The sequence below is a fragment of the Nonomuraea helvata genome (assembly GCF_039535785.1).
Lineage (GTDB): Bacteria > Actinomycetota > Actinomycetes > Streptosporangiales > Streptosporangiaceae > Nonomuraea > Nonomuraea helvata.
This window is the reverse complement of the sequence record NZ_BAAAXV010000001.1, coordinates 1,421,937-1,440,898: the sequence shown is the minus strand read 5'-3', so window position 1 is coordinate 1,440,898 and position 18,962 is coordinate 1,421,937. Positions and strand designations below refer to the sequence as shown.

At 73.1% G+C, this 18,962-nt stretch carries 16 protein-coding genes and 1 pseudogene; 6 read left to right on the top strand and 11 right to left on the bottom strand.

Features of this window, described 5'->3' with window-relative positions:
* Window positions 1–65: 65 nt before the first annotated feature.
* Window positions 66–1,270 (top strand): annotated as a pseudogene (locus ABD830_RS06580) (RNA-guided endonuclease InsQ/TnpB family protein); the annotation flags it as partial.
* Here ABD830_RS06580 and ABD830_RS06575 read toward each other — a convergent pair.
* Window positions 1,247–1,555, bottom strand: coding sequence for a CBU_0592 family membrane protein (locus ABD830_RS06575; protein ID WP_344985499.1), 309 nt, complete (start codon window positions 1,553–1,555; stop codon window positions 1,247–1,249). The pseudogene ABD830_RS06580 and the gene ABD830_RS06575 overlap by 24 nt on opposite strands.
* Window positions 1,556–1,628: 73 nt before the next feature.
* Between ABD830_RS06575 and ABD830_RS06570 the strand changes: the two genes are divergently transcribed.
* Window positions 1,629–2,663, top strand: coding sequence for a LysR family transcriptional regulator (locus tag ABD830_RS06570; protein WP_344985497.1), 1,035 nt, complete (start codon window positions 1,629–1,631; stop codon window positions 2,661–2,663).
* Here ABD830_RS06570 and ABD830_RS06565 read toward each other — a convergent pair.
* Complete coding sequence (locus ABD830_RS06565; protein ID WP_344985495.1) at window positions 2,638–3,216, bottom strand: hypothetical protein; 579 nt, start codon at window positions 3,214–3,216, stop codon at window positions 2,638–2,640. The genes ABD830_RS06570 and ABD830_RS06565 overlap by 26 nt on opposite strands.
* Before the next feature lie 174 nt (window positions 3,217–3,390).
* Between ABD830_RS06565 and ABD830_RS06560 the strand changes: the two genes are divergently transcribed.
* The gene (locus tag ABD830_RS06560) at window positions 3,391–4,533 is read left to right on the top strand and encodes a lipase family protein (protein ID WP_344985493.1); all 1,143 of its coding nucleotides are present in this window, start codon (window positions 3,391–3,393) and stop codon (window positions 4,531–4,533) included.
* 183 nt (window positions 4,534–4,716) lie between these two features.
* Window positions 4,717–5,370, top strand: coding sequence for an NADPH-dependent F420 reductase (npdG, locus tag ABD830_RS06555; protein ID WP_344985492.1), 654 nt, complete (start codon window positions 4,717–4,719; stop codon window positions 5,368–5,370).
* A gap of 19 nt (window positions 5,371–5,389) precedes the next feature.
* Here npdG and ABD830_RS06550 read toward each other — a convergent pair whose 3' ends face one another.
* From ABD830_RS06550 to ABD830_RS06525, 6 genes are read right to left on the bottom strand one after another with little or no spacing between them, the layout of a single operon-like run.
* Window positions 5,390–5,995, bottom strand: a complete 606-nt coding sequence (locus ABD830_RS06550; protein WP_344985491.1) for a response regulator transcription factor — start codon at window positions 5,993–5,995, stop codon at window positions 5,390–5,392.
* On the bottom strand, window positions 5,992–7,074 hold the full coding sequence (locus ABD830_RS06545; protein ID WP_344985490.1) for a sensor histidine kinase: 1,083 nt from the start codon (window positions 7,072–7,074) through the stop codon (window positions 5,992–5,994). The genes ABD830_RS06550 and ABD830_RS06545 overlap by 4 nt, the downstream gene beginning before the upstream one ends.
* A gap of 19 nt (window positions 7,075–7,093) precedes the next feature.
* On the bottom strand, window positions 7,094–7,807 hold the full coding sequence (locus ABD830_RS06540; RefSeq protein ID WP_344985489.1) for an ABC transporter permease: 714 nt from the start codon (window positions 7,805–7,807) through the stop codon (window positions 7,094–7,096).
* On the bottom strand, window positions 7,804–8,682 hold the full coding sequence (locus ABD830_RS06535) for an ABC transporter ATP-binding protein (protein ID WP_344985487.1): 879 nt from the start codon (window positions 8,680–8,682) through the stop codon (window positions 7,804–7,806). Before ABD830_RS06535 ends, ABD830_RS06540 begins: the two co-directional genes overlap by 4 nt.
* A 45-nt stretch (window positions 8,683–8,727) precedes the next feature.
* Complete coding sequence (locus ABD830_RS06530; protein ID WP_344985486.1) at window positions 8,728–9,414, bottom strand: alpha/beta fold hydrolase; 687 nt, start codon at window positions 9,412–9,414, stop codon at window positions 8,728–8,730.
* A gap of 12 nt (window positions 9,415–9,426) precedes the next feature.
* On the bottom strand, window positions 9,427–10,845 hold the full coding sequence (locus ABD830_RS06525) for an aminotransferase-like domain-containing protein (RefSeq protein ID WP_344985485.1): 1,419 nt from the start codon (window positions 10,843–10,845) through the stop codon (window positions 9,427–9,429).
* 59 nt (window positions 10,846–10,904) lie between these two features.
* Here ABD830_RS06525 and ABD830_RS06520 point away from each other — a divergent pair, with 59 nt between their 5' ends.
* Together ABD830_RS06520 and ABD830_RS06515 are read left to right on the top strand one after the other, a co-directional pair.
* Window positions 10,905–12,092 carry a trans-sulfuration enzyme family protein gene (locus tag ABD830_RS06520; protein ID WP_344985484.1) on the top strand — a complete coding sequence of 396 codons (1,188 nt, stop codon included), beginning with the start codon at window positions 10,905–10,907 and terminating at the stop codon, window positions 12,090–12,092.
* 8 nt (window positions 12,093–12,100) lie between these two features.
* Window positions 12,101–13,039, top strand: a complete 939-nt coding sequence (locus ABD830_RS06515) for a serine/threonine dehydratase (RefSeq protein ID WP_344985483.1) — start codon at window positions 12,101–12,103, stop codon at window positions 13,037–13,039.
* Window positions 13,040–13,045: 6 nt separating this feature from the next.
* Here ABD830_RS06515 and ABD830_RS06510 read toward each other — a convergent pair whose 3' ends face one another.
* From ABD830_RS06510 to ABD830_RS06500, 3 genes are read right to left on the bottom strand one after another with little or no spacing between them, the layout of a single operon-like run.
* On the bottom strand, window positions 13,046–16,783 hold the full coding sequence (locus ABD830_RS06510; protein WP_344985482.1) for a type I polyketide synthase: 3,738 nt from the start codon (window positions 16,781–16,783) through the stop codon (window positions 13,046–13,048).
* Window positions 16,783–17,841, bottom strand: a complete 1,059-nt coding sequence (locus ABD830_RS06505) for a ketoacyl-ACP synthase III family protein (RefSeq protein WP_344985481.1) — start codon at window positions 17,839–17,841, stop codon at window positions 16,783–16,785. The genes ABD830_RS06510 and ABD830_RS06505 overlap by 1 nt, the downstream gene beginning before the upstream one ends.
* A gap of 45 nt (window positions 17,842–17,886) precedes the next feature.
* Complete coding sequence (locus ABD830_RS06500; protein ID WP_344985479.1) at window positions 17,887–18,936, bottom strand: ketoacyl-ACP synthase III family protein; 1,050 nt, start codon at window positions 18,934–18,936, stop codon at window positions 17,887–17,889.
* Window positions 18,937–18,962 lie beyond the last annotated feature (26 nt).

Sequence of the window (18,962 nt, the reverse complement as noted above, 5' to 3'; positions counted from 1 at the left end):
TAAGGCGGACCGCTGTATCGAACAAGAGTGCGATTTTTAGCCGGTCGGCTGATAGAATGTGAGACGTGGCGAAGACCGTGAAGCGGGCCTACAAGTACCGCTTCTATCCGACCCCCGAGCAAGCCTCCGAGCTCGCCCGGACGTTCGGCTGCGTCCGCCTCGTCTACAACAGGGCCCTCGAAGAACGCACCCGCGCCTACACCCTGGAAGGCCGCCGCATCTCCTACGTGGAGTCCTCGGCACGACTGACCGAGTGGAAGCGCAGCGGTGCGTACGACTTCCTGTCCGAGGTGTCGTCCGTGCCGCTGCAGCAGGCGCTGCGCCACCTGCAGGCCGCCTTCGCGAACTTCTTCGCCAAGCGGGCCAAGTACCCGACGTTCAAGAGCAGGAAGAAGTCGCGGGCGTCGGCGGAGTACACCCGCTCGGCCTTCCGTTGGCGGGACGGCCAGTTGACGCTGGCGAAGATGGATGCGCCGCTGAGCATCGTGTGGTCGCGCCCGTTGCCGGAGGGGGCGGTCCCGTCCACGGTGACCGTGTCGAGGGACGCGGCCGGGCGCTGGTTCGTGTCCATCCTGGTCGAGGAGAAGATCACACCACTGCCCCCGGTGGGGCAGTCGGTGGGCGTGGACGCGGGGATCACCGCTCTGGCGACGCTCTCCACCGGAGAGAAGATCGTCAACCCGCGTCACGAGCGGGCCGATCGCAAGAGGCTGGCCAAGGCGCAGCGGGCGCTTGCCCGTAAGGAGAAAGGCTCGAACAACCGGGACAAGGCCCGGCGCAGGGTGGCACGGGTGTATGCCCGCATCACGGATCGCCGGAGGGATCACCTGCACAAGGTCACGACACGGCTTGTTCGCGAGAATCAAGTGATCGCCGTGGAAGACCTGACCGTGCGCAACATGGTGAAGAACCGCTCGCTGGCGCGCGCCATCTCCGACGCCTCGTGGCGGGAGTTGCGGGGCATGCTGGAGTACAAAGCGGCCTGGTACGGGCGGGAACTGGTGGCGGTGGATCGCTGGTTCCCCTCCTCCAGGCTGTGCTCGGCGTGCGGGGCCTTGCGAGACAAGATGCCGCTGAACGTCCGCGAGTGGACCTGTGCTTGCGGCGCGGTCCATGACCGGGACGTGAACGCGGCCAAGAACGTGCTCGCCGCCGGGCTGGCGGAGAGCTGAAACGCCTGTGGAGCTGGTGTAAGACCTCAACGAGAGTCCTCTCGGGCGGGCAACCGGCGGTGAAGCAGGAACCCTCACGGGCGACCGTGAGAATCCCCCTCGTTTACGAGGGGGAGGATGTCAATTGGCGACTCCTGCTCGCGCGCGCGGCGCGCGAGTTTGACGAGGGCCACGGCGCCGATCCCCGCCCAGATGAGGTTGAGCCCGGCCGACGGCCAGGCGGCGTTGTAAGCGCTGTTGACCATCAGCCCGAGCGAGCCGGCGAGGTTGGCGATCTGGTACGTCACGCCGTCACCGGGCAACCGGGACGACGTGACCAGGGCGTAGCCGCCCAGCAGCAGCGCGGCGCCGACCCATCCGACGGCGGCGAGGACGAGATCCATGGCGGCCATTGTCCGGATCCAGGGCGCTGAAGCACAAATAAAGAAACCTAAAGGTGCGCGTAAGCTGACCTGCATGGACATTGATCCACGGCGGCTGCGCATTCTCCACGAGGTCGCCCGCCGCGGCGGCGTGATGCGGGCCGCCGAGGCACTCTACCTGACCCCCTCCGCCGTCTCCCAGCAGCTCGCCCAGCTCGAACGCGAGGTCGGGCTGGCCCTCATCGACCGCTCCCAGCGCAGCGTCTCACTCACCCCGGCCGGGCGGGTGCTCGCCGGTTACGCCGAACGCGTGGAGGAGGAACTGCTGGAGGCCAGGCGGGAGCTCACCCGCTTCACCGAACGCCTGGCCGGGCCCGTACGCATCGCCGCCTTCCCCACGGTCATCAAGCACGTGCTGGTCCCGGCCATGCGTGACCTGGCCGCACGCCACCCCAAGATCACCCCGACCATCCACGAGATCTACGGCCAGCCCGCGCTGCAGGAGCTGCGGATGGGGGCCGTGGACGTGCTCATCACCGAGCAGGACATGAGCCTGCCCGCGCTGTCGCAGCCGTCGCTGAGCACCCGGCTGCTCTACGTGGACGAATACCGCATCGTGCTGCCGCCCGACTGGCCCGACCCGCATACGGTCGCCGACCTGATGCAGCAGCCGTGGGTGGCCGGCGAGCCGAACCAGGCGTGCGGCCAGGCGCTGGAGCGGCTGGCCGGGCTGCACGGGTTCGAGCCGCGGAAGGTGCACGTCATCACCGAGTTCGGGCCGACGCTCGCGCTGGTGGCGGCCGGGCACGGGGTGGCGATCGTGCCCGCGCTGGCGCTGCTGGACGTGCCCGAGGGCGAGGTACGGGTGAGCGAGATCCGGGATGTGGGGGCGCGCAGGCTCGACGCCGTCACGCGGGTGAGCCGTACGAGGTCGGGGGAGCCCGACCCGGTGCAGGCCGTGGTGATCGGCGCGATCGAGGAGACCACGGCGGCGCTCGGCACGTCGCTGAGCGGCCGCCTGGCAGGCCCGACCACTGAGGACCAGCCGGCCGGTCCACCGCCTGAGGACCGCACGGCCGAGCGGCCGGTCGAGGATCGTGTGGCTAGTCCGCCAGCTGGGGACCGCTGACCTTCTCCAGCAGGCGGGCCAGGCGCTCACGCAGGCCGGGGCGGCGCTCCTGCTCTCCGGCCGCCGCGCTCACCAGGTGCTGCGCCCCGTCGAACGTCACCGGCCCCTCGCGCGGCACCTGGATGGCGTCGTGCGCCAGCCCGGCCAGCTCCCGGTCGCCGCCCTCGACGGCCAGGATGGTCGCGCCCGTGCGCCGCGCGTCGTTCACGCGTTCGAGCAGCGGCACCGGCGCCTGCTGCTCGCTCAGCACGAACAGCGTCTCGCCCCGGGCCGCCCGCTCCAGGCGCTCCAGGCCGACGCGCAGGTGGGCGGGGGCGTCGGCGGGCGGCGCCCAGCGCACCAGCGTGGGCGTGAGCTGCGACAACCCCGAGAACCTGGCCTCGTCGGCGAGGTGCGCGGTCAGGTGCCAGGGCTCCTCGTCGGGGGTGCCGACCAGGAGCAGGCCGCCGGGCGAGCGGGTGGCACGCAGGGCGACGCCCAGCTCGCGGGCGCGTTCGAGCCAGCCGGTCTCGGCCAGGAGCTCGCGTAGCAGGGCCACCGATCCTGAGTCCATGTCACCCATGGTGCACGACCGGCACGTCCGGGGGTGGCTGATTCGGGAGTGATGTGCTGACACGAGGTGTGTTTCCGCGTCATTTCAACCCTTGACACGGGGTTACTCCCGGGTAACGATCGGCTCGCGGCGCCGCCGTCCCAAGTATGTGGTCCTCACGGAGAGGGGCGGCACATGACCTTACGTGTCCGCGTCAGCATGTCCATGATCCTGTTATTGATCATGTCCCTCACCACGACCCCGGCCCGCGCCGCGGCTCCGGGAGACGTGGTCTCCGCCCAGCCCACGACCGTCTACCTCCTGCCGGGCAAGCTGCTGGAGGTCCCGGTCAACGCCTGGCACCTCCGCTACACCTCCACCTCCGCCACCGGCGCGCTCAACACCGTGTCGGGGACGCTGCTCGTGCCCAAGAGCGGCTACCCGCTCGGCGCGCGCCCCATCATCGGGTACGCCGTGGGCAGCCACGGGCTCGGCGACCAGTGCGCCCCCTCGGTCAGCATGAGCCAGGGCCGGGAGGCCGAGCTCGCGCTGGTGAGCCTCTTCCTGCTCAAGGGGTTCGCGGTGGCCATGACCGACTACGAGGGGCTCGGCACGCCGGGGCCGCACACGTACATGGCCGGGATCTCGCAGGGGCATGCCGTGCTCGACTCGATCAGGGCCGCCACCCGCGTGTCCGCGGCCGGGCTGTCGAGCGGGGCGCCCGTCGCCGTCATGGGCTACTCCCAGGGCGGCTCGTCGGCCGGGTGGGCGGCGCAGCTGCAGCCGTCGTACGCGCCCGAGCTGCGGCTCAAGGGTGTCGCGGCCGGCGGCGTGCCCGCTGACCTGCACGCGGTCGCCGACCACCTGGACGGCGGGCCGAACTTCGGCCTGGCGGCCGCGGCCGGGGTCGGGCTCGACGCGGCCTACCCCGAGCTGAACCTCCAGGCCGACCTCAACGACCGGGGCCGCGCCCTGCTCGCCGACGCCGCCGACGACTGCGTGGGCGACCTCGGCAAGCTGGCGGGGCTCAGCTTCTCCGACCTGAGCCCGGTCGACCTGCTCAACCAGCCGAAGTGGCTGGTCCGGCTCGGGCAGAACCGCCTGGGCGCCGTGGCTCCGCGGGTCCCGATGTTCCTGTATCACGCGCAGGGCGACGAGATCATCCCGCTCGCCGTGGGGTCCACGCTGCGGTCCGAGTACTGCCGGGCCGGCGTGACCGTGCGGTGGACCGCGCTGCCCGCCCCCGACCACGTCTCGGGGGCCGTCGAAGGAGGGCCGCCGGCGATCGAATGGCTGGCCCTGCGGATCCTCGGGCTGCCCGCCACCGGCAACTGCTGACCCGCTTGCCGGCCGGGCCGCTTCGCCCGCCTCCCGGCAGGGCCGCCTCGCCCACCCGCCCGGCCGGGCCAGCCTCGCGCGGGCTCGGCCGGGACGCTGCCCATCCGCTCGGCCGGCGGAAGGGCAGCTCGGTAGGGGGTGGGCGGGTCGGGGGCCGTCCGGCGAGGTGGCATTATCTGGCGTATGACAGACGTGAGCGGACTCTCCATCGCCATCCTCGGCGGCACCGGCGACCAGGGGAAGGGGCTGGCGCGGCGGTTCGCGCTGGCGGGGCATCAGGTGCTGATCGGGTCGCGTAGCGCGCAGCGCGCCCAGGACGCGGCCGGCGACATCGGGGCGGGCGCGAGCGGCGCCGAGAACGCCGTGGTCGCCGCCCAGGCCGACATCGTGATCGTGGCGGTGCCGTACGAGGGGCACAAGGCGTTGCTGGAGTCCCTGCGCGCCGAGCTGGCCGGGAAGATCGTGGTCGACTGCGTGAACCCGCTCGGCTTCGACAAGCAGGGCGCCTACGCGCTGCCGGTCGAGGAGGGGAGCGCGGCGCAGCAGGCCGCGGCGGTGCTGACCGGGAGCCGGGTGGTGGCGGCCTTCCACCATGTGTCCGCGGTCGTGCTGATGGATCCGGCGGTGGAGAAGGTGGACCTCGACGTGCTGGTGCTGGGCGACGACCGCGAGGCCACCGACACGGTGCAGGCGCTGGCCGAGGTGATCCCGGGCGTGCGCGGCGTGTACGGGGGGCGGCTGCGCAACGCTCACCAGATCGAGGCGCTCACCGCCAACATCATCTCCGTGAACCGCCGCTACAAGGCCCACGCGGGGCTGCGCATCACCGACATCTGATCCCGGATTCCCAAGGGAGTCACAGCCAGCCGGCGTCCTCGGCGATGCGGATGGCGTCGATCTTGTTGCGCGCGCCCGTCTTCGTGATCGCCCCGGTCAGGTAGTTGCGTACGGTGCCGGGGGAGAGGTGGAGGCGGGAGGCGATCTCCTCGGCAGAGGCGCCCCTGGCGGCCTCCTTGAGCACCGTGGACTCGCGGGGCGTCAGAGGGCTCTCGCCGTACTGCATGGCCGAGGACACCAGCTCGGTGTCCAGCACGCGCAGCCCGGACGCGGTGCGCCTGATCGCGTCCGCCAGCCGGTCGCCCGGCGCGTCCTTGACCAGGAACGCCTCGATGCCCGCGGCCAGCGCCCTGCGTACGTGGCCCGGCTGGCCCATGGCCGTGAGCACCAGGACGCGGCACGACGGAAGGCGCTCCAGGAGCGTGGCGGCCGCGGTGATGCCGTCGACGACCGGCAGGTCGATGTCCACGACCGCGACATCGGGCCGGACCCGGAGGGCCTCGGGCACGATCTCGTCGCCCCGGGTCACCTCCGCGACGACCTCGATGTCCGGCTCCAGCCGGAGCAGGGCGGTGAGCGCGGCGCGGATCATGTGCATGTCCTCGGCGAGCAGCACCCTGATCACGCCGCGACCTCCACGGCCAGGAGGAAGCCGCCGGCGCCGGTCGGGGCGGCGGTGCAGGAGCCGCCTGCCTGGGCCGCCCGCTCCGCCAGCCCCGTGAGGCCCCCTCCGGCGGGGCCGGGAGACTCGGGGACGCCGTCGTTGGCCACCTCGAGCCGGAGCCTGCCGCCGTTCACGGACGTGGTGATCGTGCAGGTCGTGGCCCTGCTGTGGCGCAGCACGTTGGTGACCGCCTCGCGTACGGCCCAGGCCAGGGCCTCCTCCGAGCGTCTCGGCATCGCCGCGTCCGTCAGGTGGGCCTGCGCGCCGATGCCCGACGACTCCAGCAGCGCCACCGCCCGGTCCACCTCGCCGGCCAGCGACATCGCCCGGTAGCCCCTGGCCACCTGGCGGACGTCCTGGGCCGCCTCCCTGGCGACCTGCACCAGCTCGCCCACCTCCGTGCGGGCGGCGGCGGGGTCGCGTTCGACGAGCCGGGAGGCCAGGTCGCCCTTGAGCGCGATCGCGGTGAGGCTGCGCCCGAGGCCGTCGTGCAGGTCGCGGGAGATGCGCAGGCGCTCCTTGAGCACCGCGGCGTCCGCCAGCTTGGCTCTGGCCTGCTCCAGGTCCGCGGCCACGCGTACGAACCGCACCAGCGCGTAGATCATGGCGCCCGTCGTCGGCACGGTGACCGTGTAGAAGAGCACGACCAGAATGTCGATGCCCGTCGCCAGCACGCCGCCCTCGTACAGCATCATGAGCCCCACCAGCGCGCCGCCCCAGCCCAGCGGCAGGAACACCAGCAGCGTCCCGGCCAGCATCGGCGCGGACACCGCCGACATGCCGCCGGGCAGCAGGAGGTCCGGCAGGTACGTGGCGACCGCCTGGAGCACGAGCGTGAGCGGGAAGCGGGGCGGGCGCTCGCCGCGCAGGCCCGCCCGCATGTTCAGGTAGTGCGTGGAGATCACGGCGAGTATCGCGACCCCGCTCGCCGCCCCGTAGCCGAGGCCCCACCGGAAGTAGAGCAGCGCGATCACCGTGTAGGCGACCGAGACGGCGATGATGAGACCGCCGGCGAGCTTCCTGGCCGATGACGAGATCACAGCGACGAGATGACCTTTCTTATGACCTGCGGGGTTCCCAGCGGAACCATAGCCGGATCGCGACCAGCCCGAGGAGCGTCCAGGCGGCCAGCACCAGGGCGGGCACGGCGAGGTCGCCGGTCTTGACGGCGTTGACGACGGCGGTGGTGGGCAGCAGGTCGAGGACGGGGCGCAGCCACGAGGGCAGCGGGATGGGGCCCATCGCGCCCGCGGAGACCCCGGCCACCAGGAAGACGGGCATGGTGAACGCGGCCACCAGCTCGAAGCGCGGGATCGCGGCCGTGTACGCGGCGCCGAGGAGGGACAGCACGGCCGACCCCGCGACGATGACGGCGGCGAACCCGAGCGGGTCGGCGGGGAGCGGCACGCCGGCCACGAACCGTACGGCCACCGTGCACAGCACGATCAGGACCACGGTCTGCGTGGCCGTGCCGGCGATCTGGCCGATCAGGATCTGCCCGTCCGTCAGCCGGCTCGCCCGCAGCCGCTTGAGGATGAGCTGGTCGCGGCGGGCGGTCAGGGCGACGGCGACGTTCATGAACGCGGTGATCGCCAGCAGCAGCGAGATCGAGCTCTGGAAGATCGGGGTCGCCGACGAGGCGCCGAGTACCTGCTTCATGAGTACCGGCATCCCCACGGCCAGCCCCACGGGGGTGATCACCGAGGCGAACAGCATGCTCTTGTCCCGCCAGAACAGGCGCGTGCCGAGGCGGTAGGTGGCGGTCAGGCTCATCGGGCGCTCTCCAGGAAGAGGTCTTCGAGGGTGGCCGTGCGCACCTCGAGGCCCGCCAGGCGCAGGCCGCGCCCGGCCGCCCAGGTCAGCAGCGTCTGCGCGGCCAGGTCGGGGTCGTCGGCGCGGCAGACGGCCGTCTCGCCCTCCACGGTGACGGGCAGCGGCAGGTCGCCGGGGTCCACGTGCGCGGGCAGCCGGAACGCCACCCGCCCGGAGCGGGCGGCGAGGGTCTCCGCCATGTCGCCCGACGCGACGACCTCGCCCGCATCCATGATCGCCATGGCGGAGGCCAGACGCTGCGCCTCCTCCAGGTAGTGCGTGGTGAGCAGGATCGTGGTGCCCTGCCGGGCGAGATCGCGAACGACGTCCCAGGTGCTCCTGCGTGCCTCGGGGTCCATGCCGGTGGTCGGCTCGTCGAGGAAGAGCACGTCGGGGCGGCCCAGCAGGGCCAGCGTCAGGTCGAGCCGGCGCTTCTCGCCGCCGGAGAGCTGGCGCACCTTGGTGGTCCGCCTGTCCGTCAGCCCGGCCAGCTCCAGCGCCTCGTCGCGCGGGCGGGGCGCGGCGGTGAATCCGCGCCAGGTGTCGACGGTCTGGGCCACCGTCAGGTCAGGGAAGAACCCCGCCTCCTGCAGCATGATCCCGGTGCGCTGCCTGACGGCCGCGCGGTCGGCGTACGGGTCGAGGCCGAGCACCCGCACGGTGCCGCCGTCAGGCCGCTGGAAGCCGGCCAGCACCTCGATCGTGGTGGTCTTGCCCGCGCCGTTGCGGCCCAGCAGGGCGAAGATCTGACCCTCCGCCACCTCGAACGAGATGCCCTTCACCGCCTCGAACCCCTGGTGGCTCTTCCTGAGCCCGTGCACGTTGATCGCTGTCATGTGTACGAGTGTTCCGAGGACGATCGCGGGGCGACAGTGAAGAATTCACGACTTCCGCGAGAGCCTGAGCAGCGCGTCCGTGACGCCCTCAGGGTCGACGAGCTGGTGCAGGTGCATGCCGGGCAGGCGGGTCACGGGCCAGCCCCGGCGGGCCGCGTCCTCGGCGACGTTCTCGTACGGCGGCCCGAACCACAGGCACGAGCACCTGACGTCGTCCCAGCCGGAGGGCACGGGGACGGGCTGGGTGTAGTAGTCGAGCGGCAGCCGCGGCTGCTCGGCCGCCACCCGTACGCGTACGGCGGGATCGGGCAGCATGGCCACCACGTCCTCCTCGTCCCACCAGTCGGTCCAGCGCGGCAGCACGCCGTCGGGGCCCGCCAGGTCATGCAGGAACGGCAGGAAGCTCTCGTCCGCGACCTTGATCAGGCCCTCGCGCGGCGGGATGTGCGCGTCGGCGAACACGCACGCCACCACCCGATCGCCCAGCCCCTCCTTGACCAGCGGCAGGAAGAACCCCGCGTTGCTGTGTACGGCCAGCACGACGGGAGTGTCCGGGGTGACCGCTCGCACCGCCTCCACCACCCGGGGCCAGTACGGCGCGCCGCCCGCCGCCACGCCGGTCAGGTCGGGCACCACGACCGCGTGCCCGCGGCGCTCCAGCGACTCGGCCACGGGCGCCCAGGTCGACGGTCCGACGGAAGGGCTGTGCACGAGTACGAAGGTCGTCTCCATGGGTCCACCCTGTCAGACGACCAGGGGGTGACGGGAGACCGAGCGGCCCGATCCGTCGTAGTCCGCCCAGGCCGCGGCCAGGTTGTTCACCGCTCGCGAAAGCTCCTCCTCCGGGAAGAGGAAGTGCAGGCGCATGCGGTCGGCATGCCCGCCGAGCGGGTCGAACGACCTGCCCGGCGGCACCGCGACGCCGTGCCTGAGCGCGACCTGGGAGAAGGAGTCGGCGTCGCCGCGCGGGATCCGTACCCAGATGGTCTGGCCACCGAGGGCCGGCTCGAAGGACCACGACGGCAGGTGCGCGCGCAGCTCGGCGCACAGGTGGTCGTGGCGCTCCCGCAACGTGCGCACGCGCGCCGCGCGTACGTCGTCCAGACGGCGCAGCAGGGCGACGGCGGCGAGCTGGCTGAAGACCTCGCCGCCCAGGTCGTGCACGGCTCGCAGCCTGGCCAGCCGTGAGACCAGCGGAGCGGCCGCGCGGATCCACCCGACCCGCAGGCCGCCCCAGACGAGCTTGCTCAGCGAGCCGACGGAGATCAGGTGCTCGCCTCCCTTGAACGAGGCCAGCGGAGGAGGAGTCTCGCCGGTGAAGCACAGCTCGGCGCAGACCTCGTCGTCGATCAGCGGCACGTCGTGCTCGGCGGCCAGCGCGGTCAGCCGCCTGCGGGCCGGGCGGTCCATGATGGAGCCGTCCGGGTTGCGGGCGGTGGGGACGAAGTAGGCCATGGCGGGACGTTCGCGCAGATCCTCCGCCGTTCCCGGCCGGACGACGGCGGCGGCGTGCCGGAACACCTCAAGCGCGCCCGGATACGTCGGCGTCTCGGTCAGCACCGTGTCACCGGGCGCCACCAGCAGGCCGGTCAGCAGCGTGAGGGCCTGCTGCGCGCCCGTGGTCACCATGATCTCGTCGGCCGTCGTGGGCACGCCGCGGTCGGTGAAGTAGGCGGCCAGGGCGGCGCGCAAGGCGGGTTGGCCCGCCGGCTGGTAGCCCAGGTCCCGCGTCCCGGCCAGCCGCGCGCCCGCCTCCTCGTACGCCTCGAACATCGCGGCCGGCGGGTCCTCCGGCGCGGCGCACGTCAGGAGCTGCACGCCGTCCGGCGGGTGCAGGATGTGCAGCAGCAGCGAGTTGGCCACCACGCTGTCGGCGGTCCGTGTCGAGGGCAGGTCGAGCGCGGCCACCCGGGTGCCGCTGCCCTGGCGGCGCAGCACGCGGCCCTCCTGCTGCAGCAGGTCGTACGCGGCCACCACGGTGCCCCGGCCCACCGCGAGCCGCCTGGCGAGCACCCGGTCGGGAGGCAGGGCCTGGTCCGGCGGCAGCACGCCGTCGTCGATCAGGGCCCGCAGCCTGGCCGCGAGCAGCAGGTACAGCGGGCCGCGGCCCGACGCCCAGCGGCCCAGCAGATCGACGAGGTCATCGAGATTGGCCCCATTCATGGACCAATTCTGCCGTATTGGCTCTCACATCGGACCTCCTCCGCGGGGATCCTGGGTCTATGACCGAATCCCGTCCTGAGTCTCTCCGTCCGGAGACCCGCGCCGTTCACGTGCCGCAACCCTCCATCGAGGGCAGCCGCCCGATCACCATGCCGATCTACCAGACGTCCGGGTTCAGCTTCGACGACCCCGCCGTGATGGCCGACGCGATGGGGCGGGCCGACGGGCCGTTCGTGTACGCGCGCTACACCAACCCCACCGTGCGCTCGCTGGAGCTGGCCGTCGCCGACCTGGAGGGCGGGACCGCGGCCATCGCCACGGGCTCGGGCATGGGCGCGATCAACACCGTCCTGCTCGGGCTGCTCAAGCCCGGCGACCACCTCATCGCCCAGACCTCCCTGTACGGCGGGACCGCCGCCATGATCAACGACCTGGTGGGCAGGTTCGGGATCACGGTGTCGTACGTGCCCGAGAACGACCCCGCCGCCCTGCGCGCCGCCGTCCGGCCGGAGACCCGCCTGGTCTACCTGGAGACGATCAGCAACCCGATGACGCTGGTGGCCGACCTGCCCGGGATGTGCGCGGCGGCCCGCGAGCTGGGGATCCTGTCCGTGGTGGACAACACGTTCGCCACGCCCCTGCTCTCCCGGCCCATCGAGCACGGTGCGGACATCGTCGTACACTCCACCACCAAGTACCTGTCCGGGCACACCGACGTGGTGGGCGGGATCGCCGTCTTCGCCTCCGACTCCCTCTACGAGAAGGTGTGGCACTTCGCGATCGAGCTGGGGGCCTCGGCGGATCCGTTCGCGGCCTGGCTGTCGCTGCGGGGGCTGCAGACGCTGGGGCTGCGCATGGAGCGCCACTGCTCCAACGCCCGCTTCCTCGCCACCCGCCTCGCCTCGCACCCCGCCGTCACCGCGGTGCACTGGCCGGGGCTCTCCTCGCATCCCTCGTACGAGCTGGCCGGCAAGCTGCTGTCCGACTTCGGCGGGGTGCTCTCGTTCGACCTGGCGGGCGGGCGGGCGGCGGGGGAGAAGTTCATGAGCTCCGTACGCCTGGCGCTGCTCGCTCCCTCGCTCGGCGGCGTGGAGACGCTCGTCCTGCACCCCGCCACGACGTCGCATCGCGCGCTGAGCGCCGATGAGCTGGCGAGGAGCGGGATCGGCGAGGGCACCGTACGCATCGCGGTGGGCATCGAGCACCCCGAGGACCTTTGGAATGACGTCTCACAGGCCCTGGCATAGTGGGCGTTGTGGATTATTCGGATGTGCTGGCCGCGGCGGGTCGTATCGACGGGCACGTGCTCCGCACGCCGGTCCTCGAGGTCTCGGCCGGGGTCTTCTTCAAGCTGGAGCTGCTGCAGCACTCGGGGTCGTTCAAGGTGCGGGGGGCGTTCAACCGCATCCTGTCGGCCGGTGCGCTGCCGCCCAGCGGGGTGATCGCCGCCAGCGGGGGCAACCACGGGCTGGCGGTGGCGCACGCGGCGCGGTCCCTGGGGGTGCGGGCGGAGATCTTCGTGCCCGAGGTGACCAGCCCGGTGAAGGTGGCGGGGCTCGCGGCGCTGGGGGCGCATGTCACGCAGACCGGCGCCATCTACTCCGAGGCCGCCGAGGCCGCCGCCAAGCGCGCCGCCGAGACGGGCGCGCTGGCGGTGCACGCGTACGACCAGGCCGAGGTGGTGGCGGGGCAGGGGACCACGGGGCTGGAGATCGTGGAGCAGACGGGCGGCGTGGACACGGTGGTGGTCGCCGTCGGCGGCGGAGGTTTCGCCGCCGGGATCACCCTGGGCACCTCCGGGGCCGCTCATGAGGCCGGGTCCATGTCCGGGCCGCGGATCGTCGCGGTGGAGCCCGAGCGGATCCCGACCCTGCACGAGGCGCTGCGGGCGGGGGAGCCGGTGCCGGTGGAGGTCAGCGGGGTGGCGGCCGACGCGCTGGGCGCGACCAGGCTCGGCGCCATCCCGTTCGAGATCCTTTCGTCGCCTCGGGTGCGGAGCGTGCTGGTGAGCGACGAGGCGATCGTCGAGGCCCGGCGCACCCTCTGGGCGCGGCACCGGCTGGCGGCGGAGCCCGCCGGCGCGACCGCGTACGCGGCGCTGCTGGCGGGCGCCTACACCCCGGCCCCGGGCGAGCGGGTGGCGGTGGTGCTCTGCGGCTCCAACACCGACCCCGCCACCCTCACGACCGCCTGACCTCCCTTACCCCGCTTCAGTGCTCCCGTTGGCGGACACCAGCCCGGCGATGTAGTCGGAGACCGCGGCGACGGTCGGCTGCTGCCACAGCAGGGTCGTCGGCAGCGAGCAGCGGAACCGTTTCTCCAGCCGCCGCCGGACGACCACCGTCAGCACCGAGTCCAGCCCCTGCTCGACCAGCGGCCGGTGCGGCTGCAGATCGCCGGGGGCCAGCCGCATCTCCTTGGCGATCTGCGCGCCCACCTCCTCCAGGAGGAACGCGCGCAGCTCCTCCGGTCCCAGGTCGGCGATGGACTCGGCGGGCCGCGCGCCGTCGGCGCCGTTCTCCGCGGGGGCCGGCACGTCGATCACCGGGTACCGCAGCCCCGACAGCCAGCCGACGACGTCACCGGCGCCGTCGGTCACCCGTACCTGCACCGTGTCGGCGCGCTCGGGGTCGAGCCACACCTCGATGTCCACCGTGTCCGGTGGCTCTCCGGCCGCGACCAGCCGGTCGACGTGCGTCACCATGCGAAGCAGCGGGTCGCCGGGGAACGCGCTCGGCGCCACCGACATCGCCGCGTCCAGGACGGGCGCCCACGTGGCGGCCGGCCCGCACCGTACCCGGGCGCGCAGCGCGCCGTCGCCGCGCAGCAGTTCCTCGACCATCCAGTCGAACCCGGTGCCGGGTACGCCGACGGCGGCGAGCCGCTGCATGATCAGACCAGGCTCCGCCGGGGAGAGCGCGTGCGCCGGTGGGGCCGGCGCCTCTCCCGGCGTGGCGGGCACCGTCGCGGTGGCGATCATCTGCCAGGCGGCGTCCGGTTCGCCCGCGGTACGGGCGGCCAGCCGCAGCCCGGTTCCCTGCCGGACGACCTGGACCTCGCGGCGGTCGGCGGTCAGCAGCGGCGCCGACATCGTCACCTCGCCGAGCGTCTGACCTCCGGCGGCGGCGAAGAAGGTCGCCGCGAGCACCGCGGCCGGCACGATCTCCACGCCCTCGATGGCGTGGCTGCCGGGGTAGGGCCGGGTCTGGTCGTCCACGCCGGTCCGCCAGAGCCGCACGTCGGAGCCCGCGAGATCGATGCCGTCGCCGAGCAGCGTGTGCGTGTCCGGATCGTGGCCGCGACCGGCGGTGTCCGGGGCCGACGGCGCACGCCAGTGCCTGCGGTGCTGCCAGGGGTACGTGGGGAGCACGACCGGCCCGCCGGCCGGCTGCAGGCGATGCCAGTCCACATCGAGGCCGGCGCAGTATGCCGCGGCCACACTGGCCGGCAGGGTGACGCGCGGCGGGCGGTTGCGCCGCAACGACGCGCCGACGAAGACCTCCTCGTGCCCGCCCGCGCCCAGCGTCTCCAGCACCGAGTGGGTGACCACCGGGTGCGGGGAGATCTCGACGAACGCGCGGTACCCGTCCGCCGCGGCCGCCGCGACCGCGTCGGCCAGGCGCACCGGCCGGCGCAGGTTGGCCGCCCAGTACGCGCCGTCGAAGCCGTGACTCGTCCGTGGATCGTCCAGCGCCGTCGAGTAGACGCGGATGCCGGGGGCGTCGGCCGTCAGGTCGGCCGCGGCGGCGGTCAGCTCGGCCAGCAGCGGATCCATCTGGGGCCCGTGGAAGGCCACGTCCGAGGCGACCCGGCGGGCCGGGATCCCCTGCTCGAGCCAGCCGGTCAGCACCTCGGCCACGGCTTCCGGATCGCCGGAGACGACCGTCGAGCCGGGCGACGACGCGATCGCGGCGACCACGTCGGTGCGGTCCCCCAGCAGCCGTGCCACCTCGGCGAACGGCAGCTGCACCATGACCATCGCACCGCGGCCGGCGACCCGCCGCAGCAGCCGGGACCGCCGGCAGATCAACCGGGCGCCGTCCAGGCGGCTCAGCGCCCCGGCCGTGACGGCGGCGGCGATCTCGCCGACCGAATGGCCGATCACCGCGTGCGGACGCACCCCGTACTCCCGCCACAGCTCGACCAGGCCGAGCTGCATCACGAAGATCATGGTCTGGATCCGGTCCACCTCGGTCAGCTCGTCCTCGGTGAGCGCCTTCCGCGGCGAGAAGCCGATCTCGGCGGCGAACACCGGCTCCAGCTCGTCGACCACCGAGGCGAACGCCGGCTCGGTCTCCAGCAGTTCGCGGCCCATGCCGGCCCACTGCGAGCCGTGTCCGGAGAACACGAACACCGGGCCGGGGCCGGGATCGACGAGCACCTGCCCGGTGGTCACCGCGTCGTGCGGGGTGCCGGCCGACAGGGTGCGCAGCCGGTCGGCCAGCGCGGCCGGATCCTCCGCCGCCACCACCGCCCGGTGCGGCAGGTGCGCGCGGCGCAGCGCGAGCGTGTGCCCGACGCCGGCCGCCGGCAGGTCGCCGACGACGCCGGCGAGGTTCCCGGCGGCCTGCCGCAGCGCCGCCCGCGACGCGGCCGACACCGGGAACAGGCGGCCCGCGGTCCCTTCCGCGGGTGGCTCCGCCGGCGGCGCCTGTTCGAGGACGACGTGGGCGACGGTGCCGCCGTAGCCGAAGGCGGAGACCGCGGCCCGGCGTGGATGCGCAGAGCCGGGCCACGCCGTCGGCGCGTCGACCACCCGCAGCCCGGCGCCCTCCCAGTCGACGGCCGGAGTGGGCGTGTCGAGCCGGCTCGGCGGGATCTGACCGCGTTCGAGTGCCAGGACGGCCTTGACCAGGCCGGCGATGCCGGCGGCGCCTTCGAGGTGACCGATGTTGGACTTGGCCGAGCCGATCAGGCACGGCTGCTCCGGCGGCCTGCCCTTCCCGTAGACGGCGCTCAGCGCGCCCGCTTCGAGCGGGTCGCCGACCGCGGTGCCGGTGCCGTGCGCCTCGACGTAGCCGACCGTGCCCGGCTCGACGTCCGCCTGCCGCAGCGCGCGGCGCATGACGTGCTCCTGCGCCTGGCCGCACGGCGCCATGATGCCCGCGGTGCGGCCGTCCTGGTTGACCGCGCTGCCGCGGATGGTCGCGAGGACCCGGTCTCCGTCGCGCACGGCGTCGGCGAGCCGCTTGAGCACCACGACCACCGCGCCCTCGCCCCGCCCGTACCCGTCGGCGGCGGCGTCGAACGACTTGCTCCGCCCGTCCGGCGCCAGCGTGCCCGCGGCGTCCAGGGTCAGCGTCTCACCGGGGGACAGGATGAGGTTGACCCCGCCGGCCAGTGCCACATCGGTCTCGCCGGACCGCAGGGCCTGCACGGCCAGGTGGACGGCGACCAGCGACGCCGAGCAGGCCGTGTCCACCGCCATGCTCGGGCCGCGCAGGTCGAGCGCGTACGACACCCGGTTGGCCACCGCGCAGGTGGCGGAGCCGATCCCGGTCCACGCCTCGATGTCGGGCAGGTCCTCCAGCAGCCGATGCCCGTAGTCGCCGGTGCAGACGCCCACGTACACGCCCGCGTCCGTGCCGGCCAGCGAGGTCGGCGCCACGCCGGCGTGCTCCAGCGCCTCCCACGCGGTCTCCATCACCAGGCGCTGCTGCGGGTCCATCAGCTCCGCCTCGCGTGGCGAGAGCCCGAAGAACTCCGCGTCGAAGTCGGCCACCCCGTCCAGGAAGCTGCCGCGCGCGAGGGTGCGGCGCACCGCCGCCGCGTACGACGGGCCGCGGTCGGCGTAGTCACGCCATCGGTCCTCGGGCGCCGGTCCGCTGGCGTCCCGTCTCTCGCACAGCAGGTTCCAGTACTCGTCCGCCGAACCGACGCCGCCAGGCAGGCGGCAGCCGATCCCGATCAGCGCGATCATCTCGCCAGGTCGAGCCATCACACATCGCCTTCCCGTATCCGCGCCCACGCGGGCGACTCGAGAATCTCCACGACGGCGGCCGAGATGGTCACGCCCGGCCCGAAACCGAACATCAGCAGGTGATCGCCGGGACCCAGGTCGCCGCCGCGGACCAGGTGCTCCAGCGCGAGGATCTGGTCGCTGGCCCCGCAGTGGCCGATCGTCCGGCCGAAGTCCCAGACCGACCGGGACGCCGGAATGCCCAGCCGGTGCTCGCAGATCTGGTCGGCGATCTCCTGGGAGGTGTTCATGCACGCCACCCGGGTCAGGCCGTCCGCCTTGACGCCGGCCTCCGACAGGGCCTGGTCGATCACTTCGGCCATCCGCTCGTCCAGCGTCACCAGGACCCCGGTGCCGTCGCCCTCGACCACCGCGCGCCGCCGGAACACGTCGTTGTGCGCCGCGAAGTCCACCGTGCGGCCCTCGGTGACGCCGGGCGGGAACAGCGGCTCGGCGCAGCGGTGCATCTCCTCGGCCTCCGACACCGACATCGTGCACACCGACGCCAGCCGGGCGAACCCCGGTTCGGTGTCGAGCACGAGGGCGCTGCCCGCGTCACCGGCGACGGCCCCGGGCAGCATCCGCCACCGGTCGACGAGTGGGGTGCCGTAGTTGTCGGCGGCGACCAGCAGCGCCGCCTGGCGGCCGGGCGCGCGCAGGTAGCTCGCGGCCAGCTCCAGGGCGGCGAACATGCCGTTGCACCCCTGCTTGAGCTGAGTGGCCAGGACGCCGTCGCCGACCAGGTGGCGCTGCACGTACGCCTGGGGCGGCCAGCCCTCCGGCCCCTGATGCCAGGTCGAGACGTACAGCAGCAGATCCAGATCGGTGGGGGAGCGCCCGCTGCGGGCCACCGCGCTCCGCGCCGCCCGTAACGCCATCTCCGGCGGCGGCACGTCACCGGCCACCGCGACCGCGGCGAGCCGGTGCAGCTCGACCTCCTCGGCCGGGTACCAACCCGCCGCCACGGCGTGGTCCACGCTCACCGTGCCAGGAAGGTACGACCCGACCCCGCTGATGTACATGTCCGCCGTCTCCATGCCGCCTCCTGGGCTGGTCGAAGTCGATCGTCGATGCGCGCCTGCTCAGCCGGGCCCGTCGGAGGCGTACGCCCCGGGGATGTCGAGGATCCGCAGGACCGCGCAGGCCATGGTGGTGCCGGCGCCCACCCCGATGAGCAGCATGTAGTCGCCGGGTGCCAGCGCCCCGGTGGCCAGCAGGTGGTCGAGGGCGACGAACTGGTCGCTGACCCCGAGATGGCCGATGCCGGCGCCGTAGTCCCAGGTGGTGTCGTCCAAGGTCAGTCCGAACCAGTTCACCAACCGGTGCTCCAGGTCGTCCCAGCGTCCGTGGGGCAGGGCCACGCGCGCCACCTCGTCGAGCGTGATCCCCGCCTCCTTGAGCGTGCGGTCGACCAGCTCCATGAGCGTCGTCTGGATCGCCAGCATGACGCCGGAGCCGTCGCGGTCCAGCAGCCGCTTGCGGAACTCATGGTTGCGGGCGGCGAAGTCGAGCGGCCGGCCCACGGTCGCGTCCGGCGGCCACATTGGCACGCCGCCGTCGTTGACCGACTCGGCTTCCGGCAGCACGCTCACGTTGACCGACCGCAGCTCCGCGAAGCCCGTGTCCGTGGTGACCAGCAGCGCGCATCCGGCGTCGCCCATCACGTTGCCCTCGATCATGCGCCACCGGTCGACCAGCGGCGTGCCGTGGTTGTCGGCGCCGACCAGCAGCGCGGCGCCGCCCGGCCGCAGGTAGCCGGCGGCGAGCTTCAGGGCGCTGAACAGCCCGCAGCAGCCGTGCCGCAGCTCGACCGCCAGGACGTCGCCGCCGACCAGGTGCTGCTGCAGGTAGAACTGCGGTTGCCAGCCCTCCGGCCCTTGGTGCCAGACGTCGGCGTACAGCATGAGGTCCAGGTCGCGCGGTGACATCCCGCCGGAGCGCTCGAACGCGTGCCGGGCCGCACGGAGCGCGAGCTCCGGAGCCGGCACGTCGCCGGCCACCGCCGCACCGCGCAGGCGGAAGTACTCCACCTCGTCGGCCGGATAGCGGCCCTCGGCGACGGCTGTCTCGATGCTGACCACCGGCGGCAGATGGACGCCGATGCTGCGCAGGTACATGTCGGGTGTACGCATCCGTCCTTCTTCAGCGCGGGGTGTGG

Excerpts from the sequence above, each read along its gene's own strand:
- ABD830_RS06520 (WP_344985484.1), top strand. The coding sequence starts at position 10,905 with ATGACCGAATCCCGTCCTGAGTCTCTCCGTCCGGAGACCCGCGCCGTT.
- ABD830_RS06525 (WP_344985485.1), bottom strand. The coding sequence starts at position 10,845 with ATGAATGGGGCCAATCTCGATGACCTCGTCGATCTGCTGGGCCGCTGG.
- ABD830_RS06570 (WP_344985497.1), top strand. The coding sequence starts at position 1,629 with ATGGACATTGATCCACGGCGGCTGCGCATTCTCCACGAGGTCGCCCGC.
- ABD830_RS06575 (WP_344985499.1), bottom strand. The coding sequence starts at position 1,555 with ATGGATCTCGTCCTCGCCGCCGTCGGATGGGTCGGCGCCGCGCTGCTG.
- ABD830_RS06560 (WP_344985493.1), top strand. The coding sequence starts at position 3,391 with ATGACCTTACGTGTCCGCGTCAGCATGTCCATGATCCTGTTATTGATC.
- ABD830_RS06565 (WP_344985495.1), bottom strand. The coding sequence starts at position 3,216 with ATGGACTCAGGATCGGTGGCCCTGCTACGCGAGCTCCTGGCCGAGACC.
- npdG (WP_344985492.1), top strand. The coding sequence starts at position 4,717 with ATGACAGACGTGAGCGGACTCTCCATCGCCATCCTCGGCGGCACCGGC.
- ABD830_RS06535 (WP_344985487.1), bottom strand. The coding sequence starts at position 8,682 with ATGACAGCGATCAACGTGCACGGGCTCAGGAAGAGCCACCAGGGGTTC.
- ABD830_RS06505 (WP_344985481.1), bottom strand. The coding sequence starts at position 17,841 with ATGGAGACGGCGGACATGTACATCAGCGGGGTCGGGTCGTACCTTCCT.
- ABD830_RS06540 (WP_344985489.1), bottom strand. The coding sequence starts at position 7,807 with ATGAGCCTGACCGCCACCTACCGCCTCGGCACGCGCCTGTTCTGGCGG.
- ABD830_RS06500 (WP_344985479.1), bottom strand. The coding sequence starts at position 18,936 with ATGCGTACACCCGACATGTACCTGCGCAGCATCGGCGTCCATCTGCCG.
- ABD830_RS06530 (WP_344985486.1), bottom strand. The coding sequence starts at position 9,414 with ATGGAGACGACCTTCGTACTCGTGCACAGCCCTTCCGTCGGACCGTCG.
- ABD830_RS06510 (WP_344985482.1), bottom strand. The coding sequence starts at position 16,783 with ATGGCTCGACCTGGCGAGATGATCGCGCTGATCGGGATCGGCTGCCGC.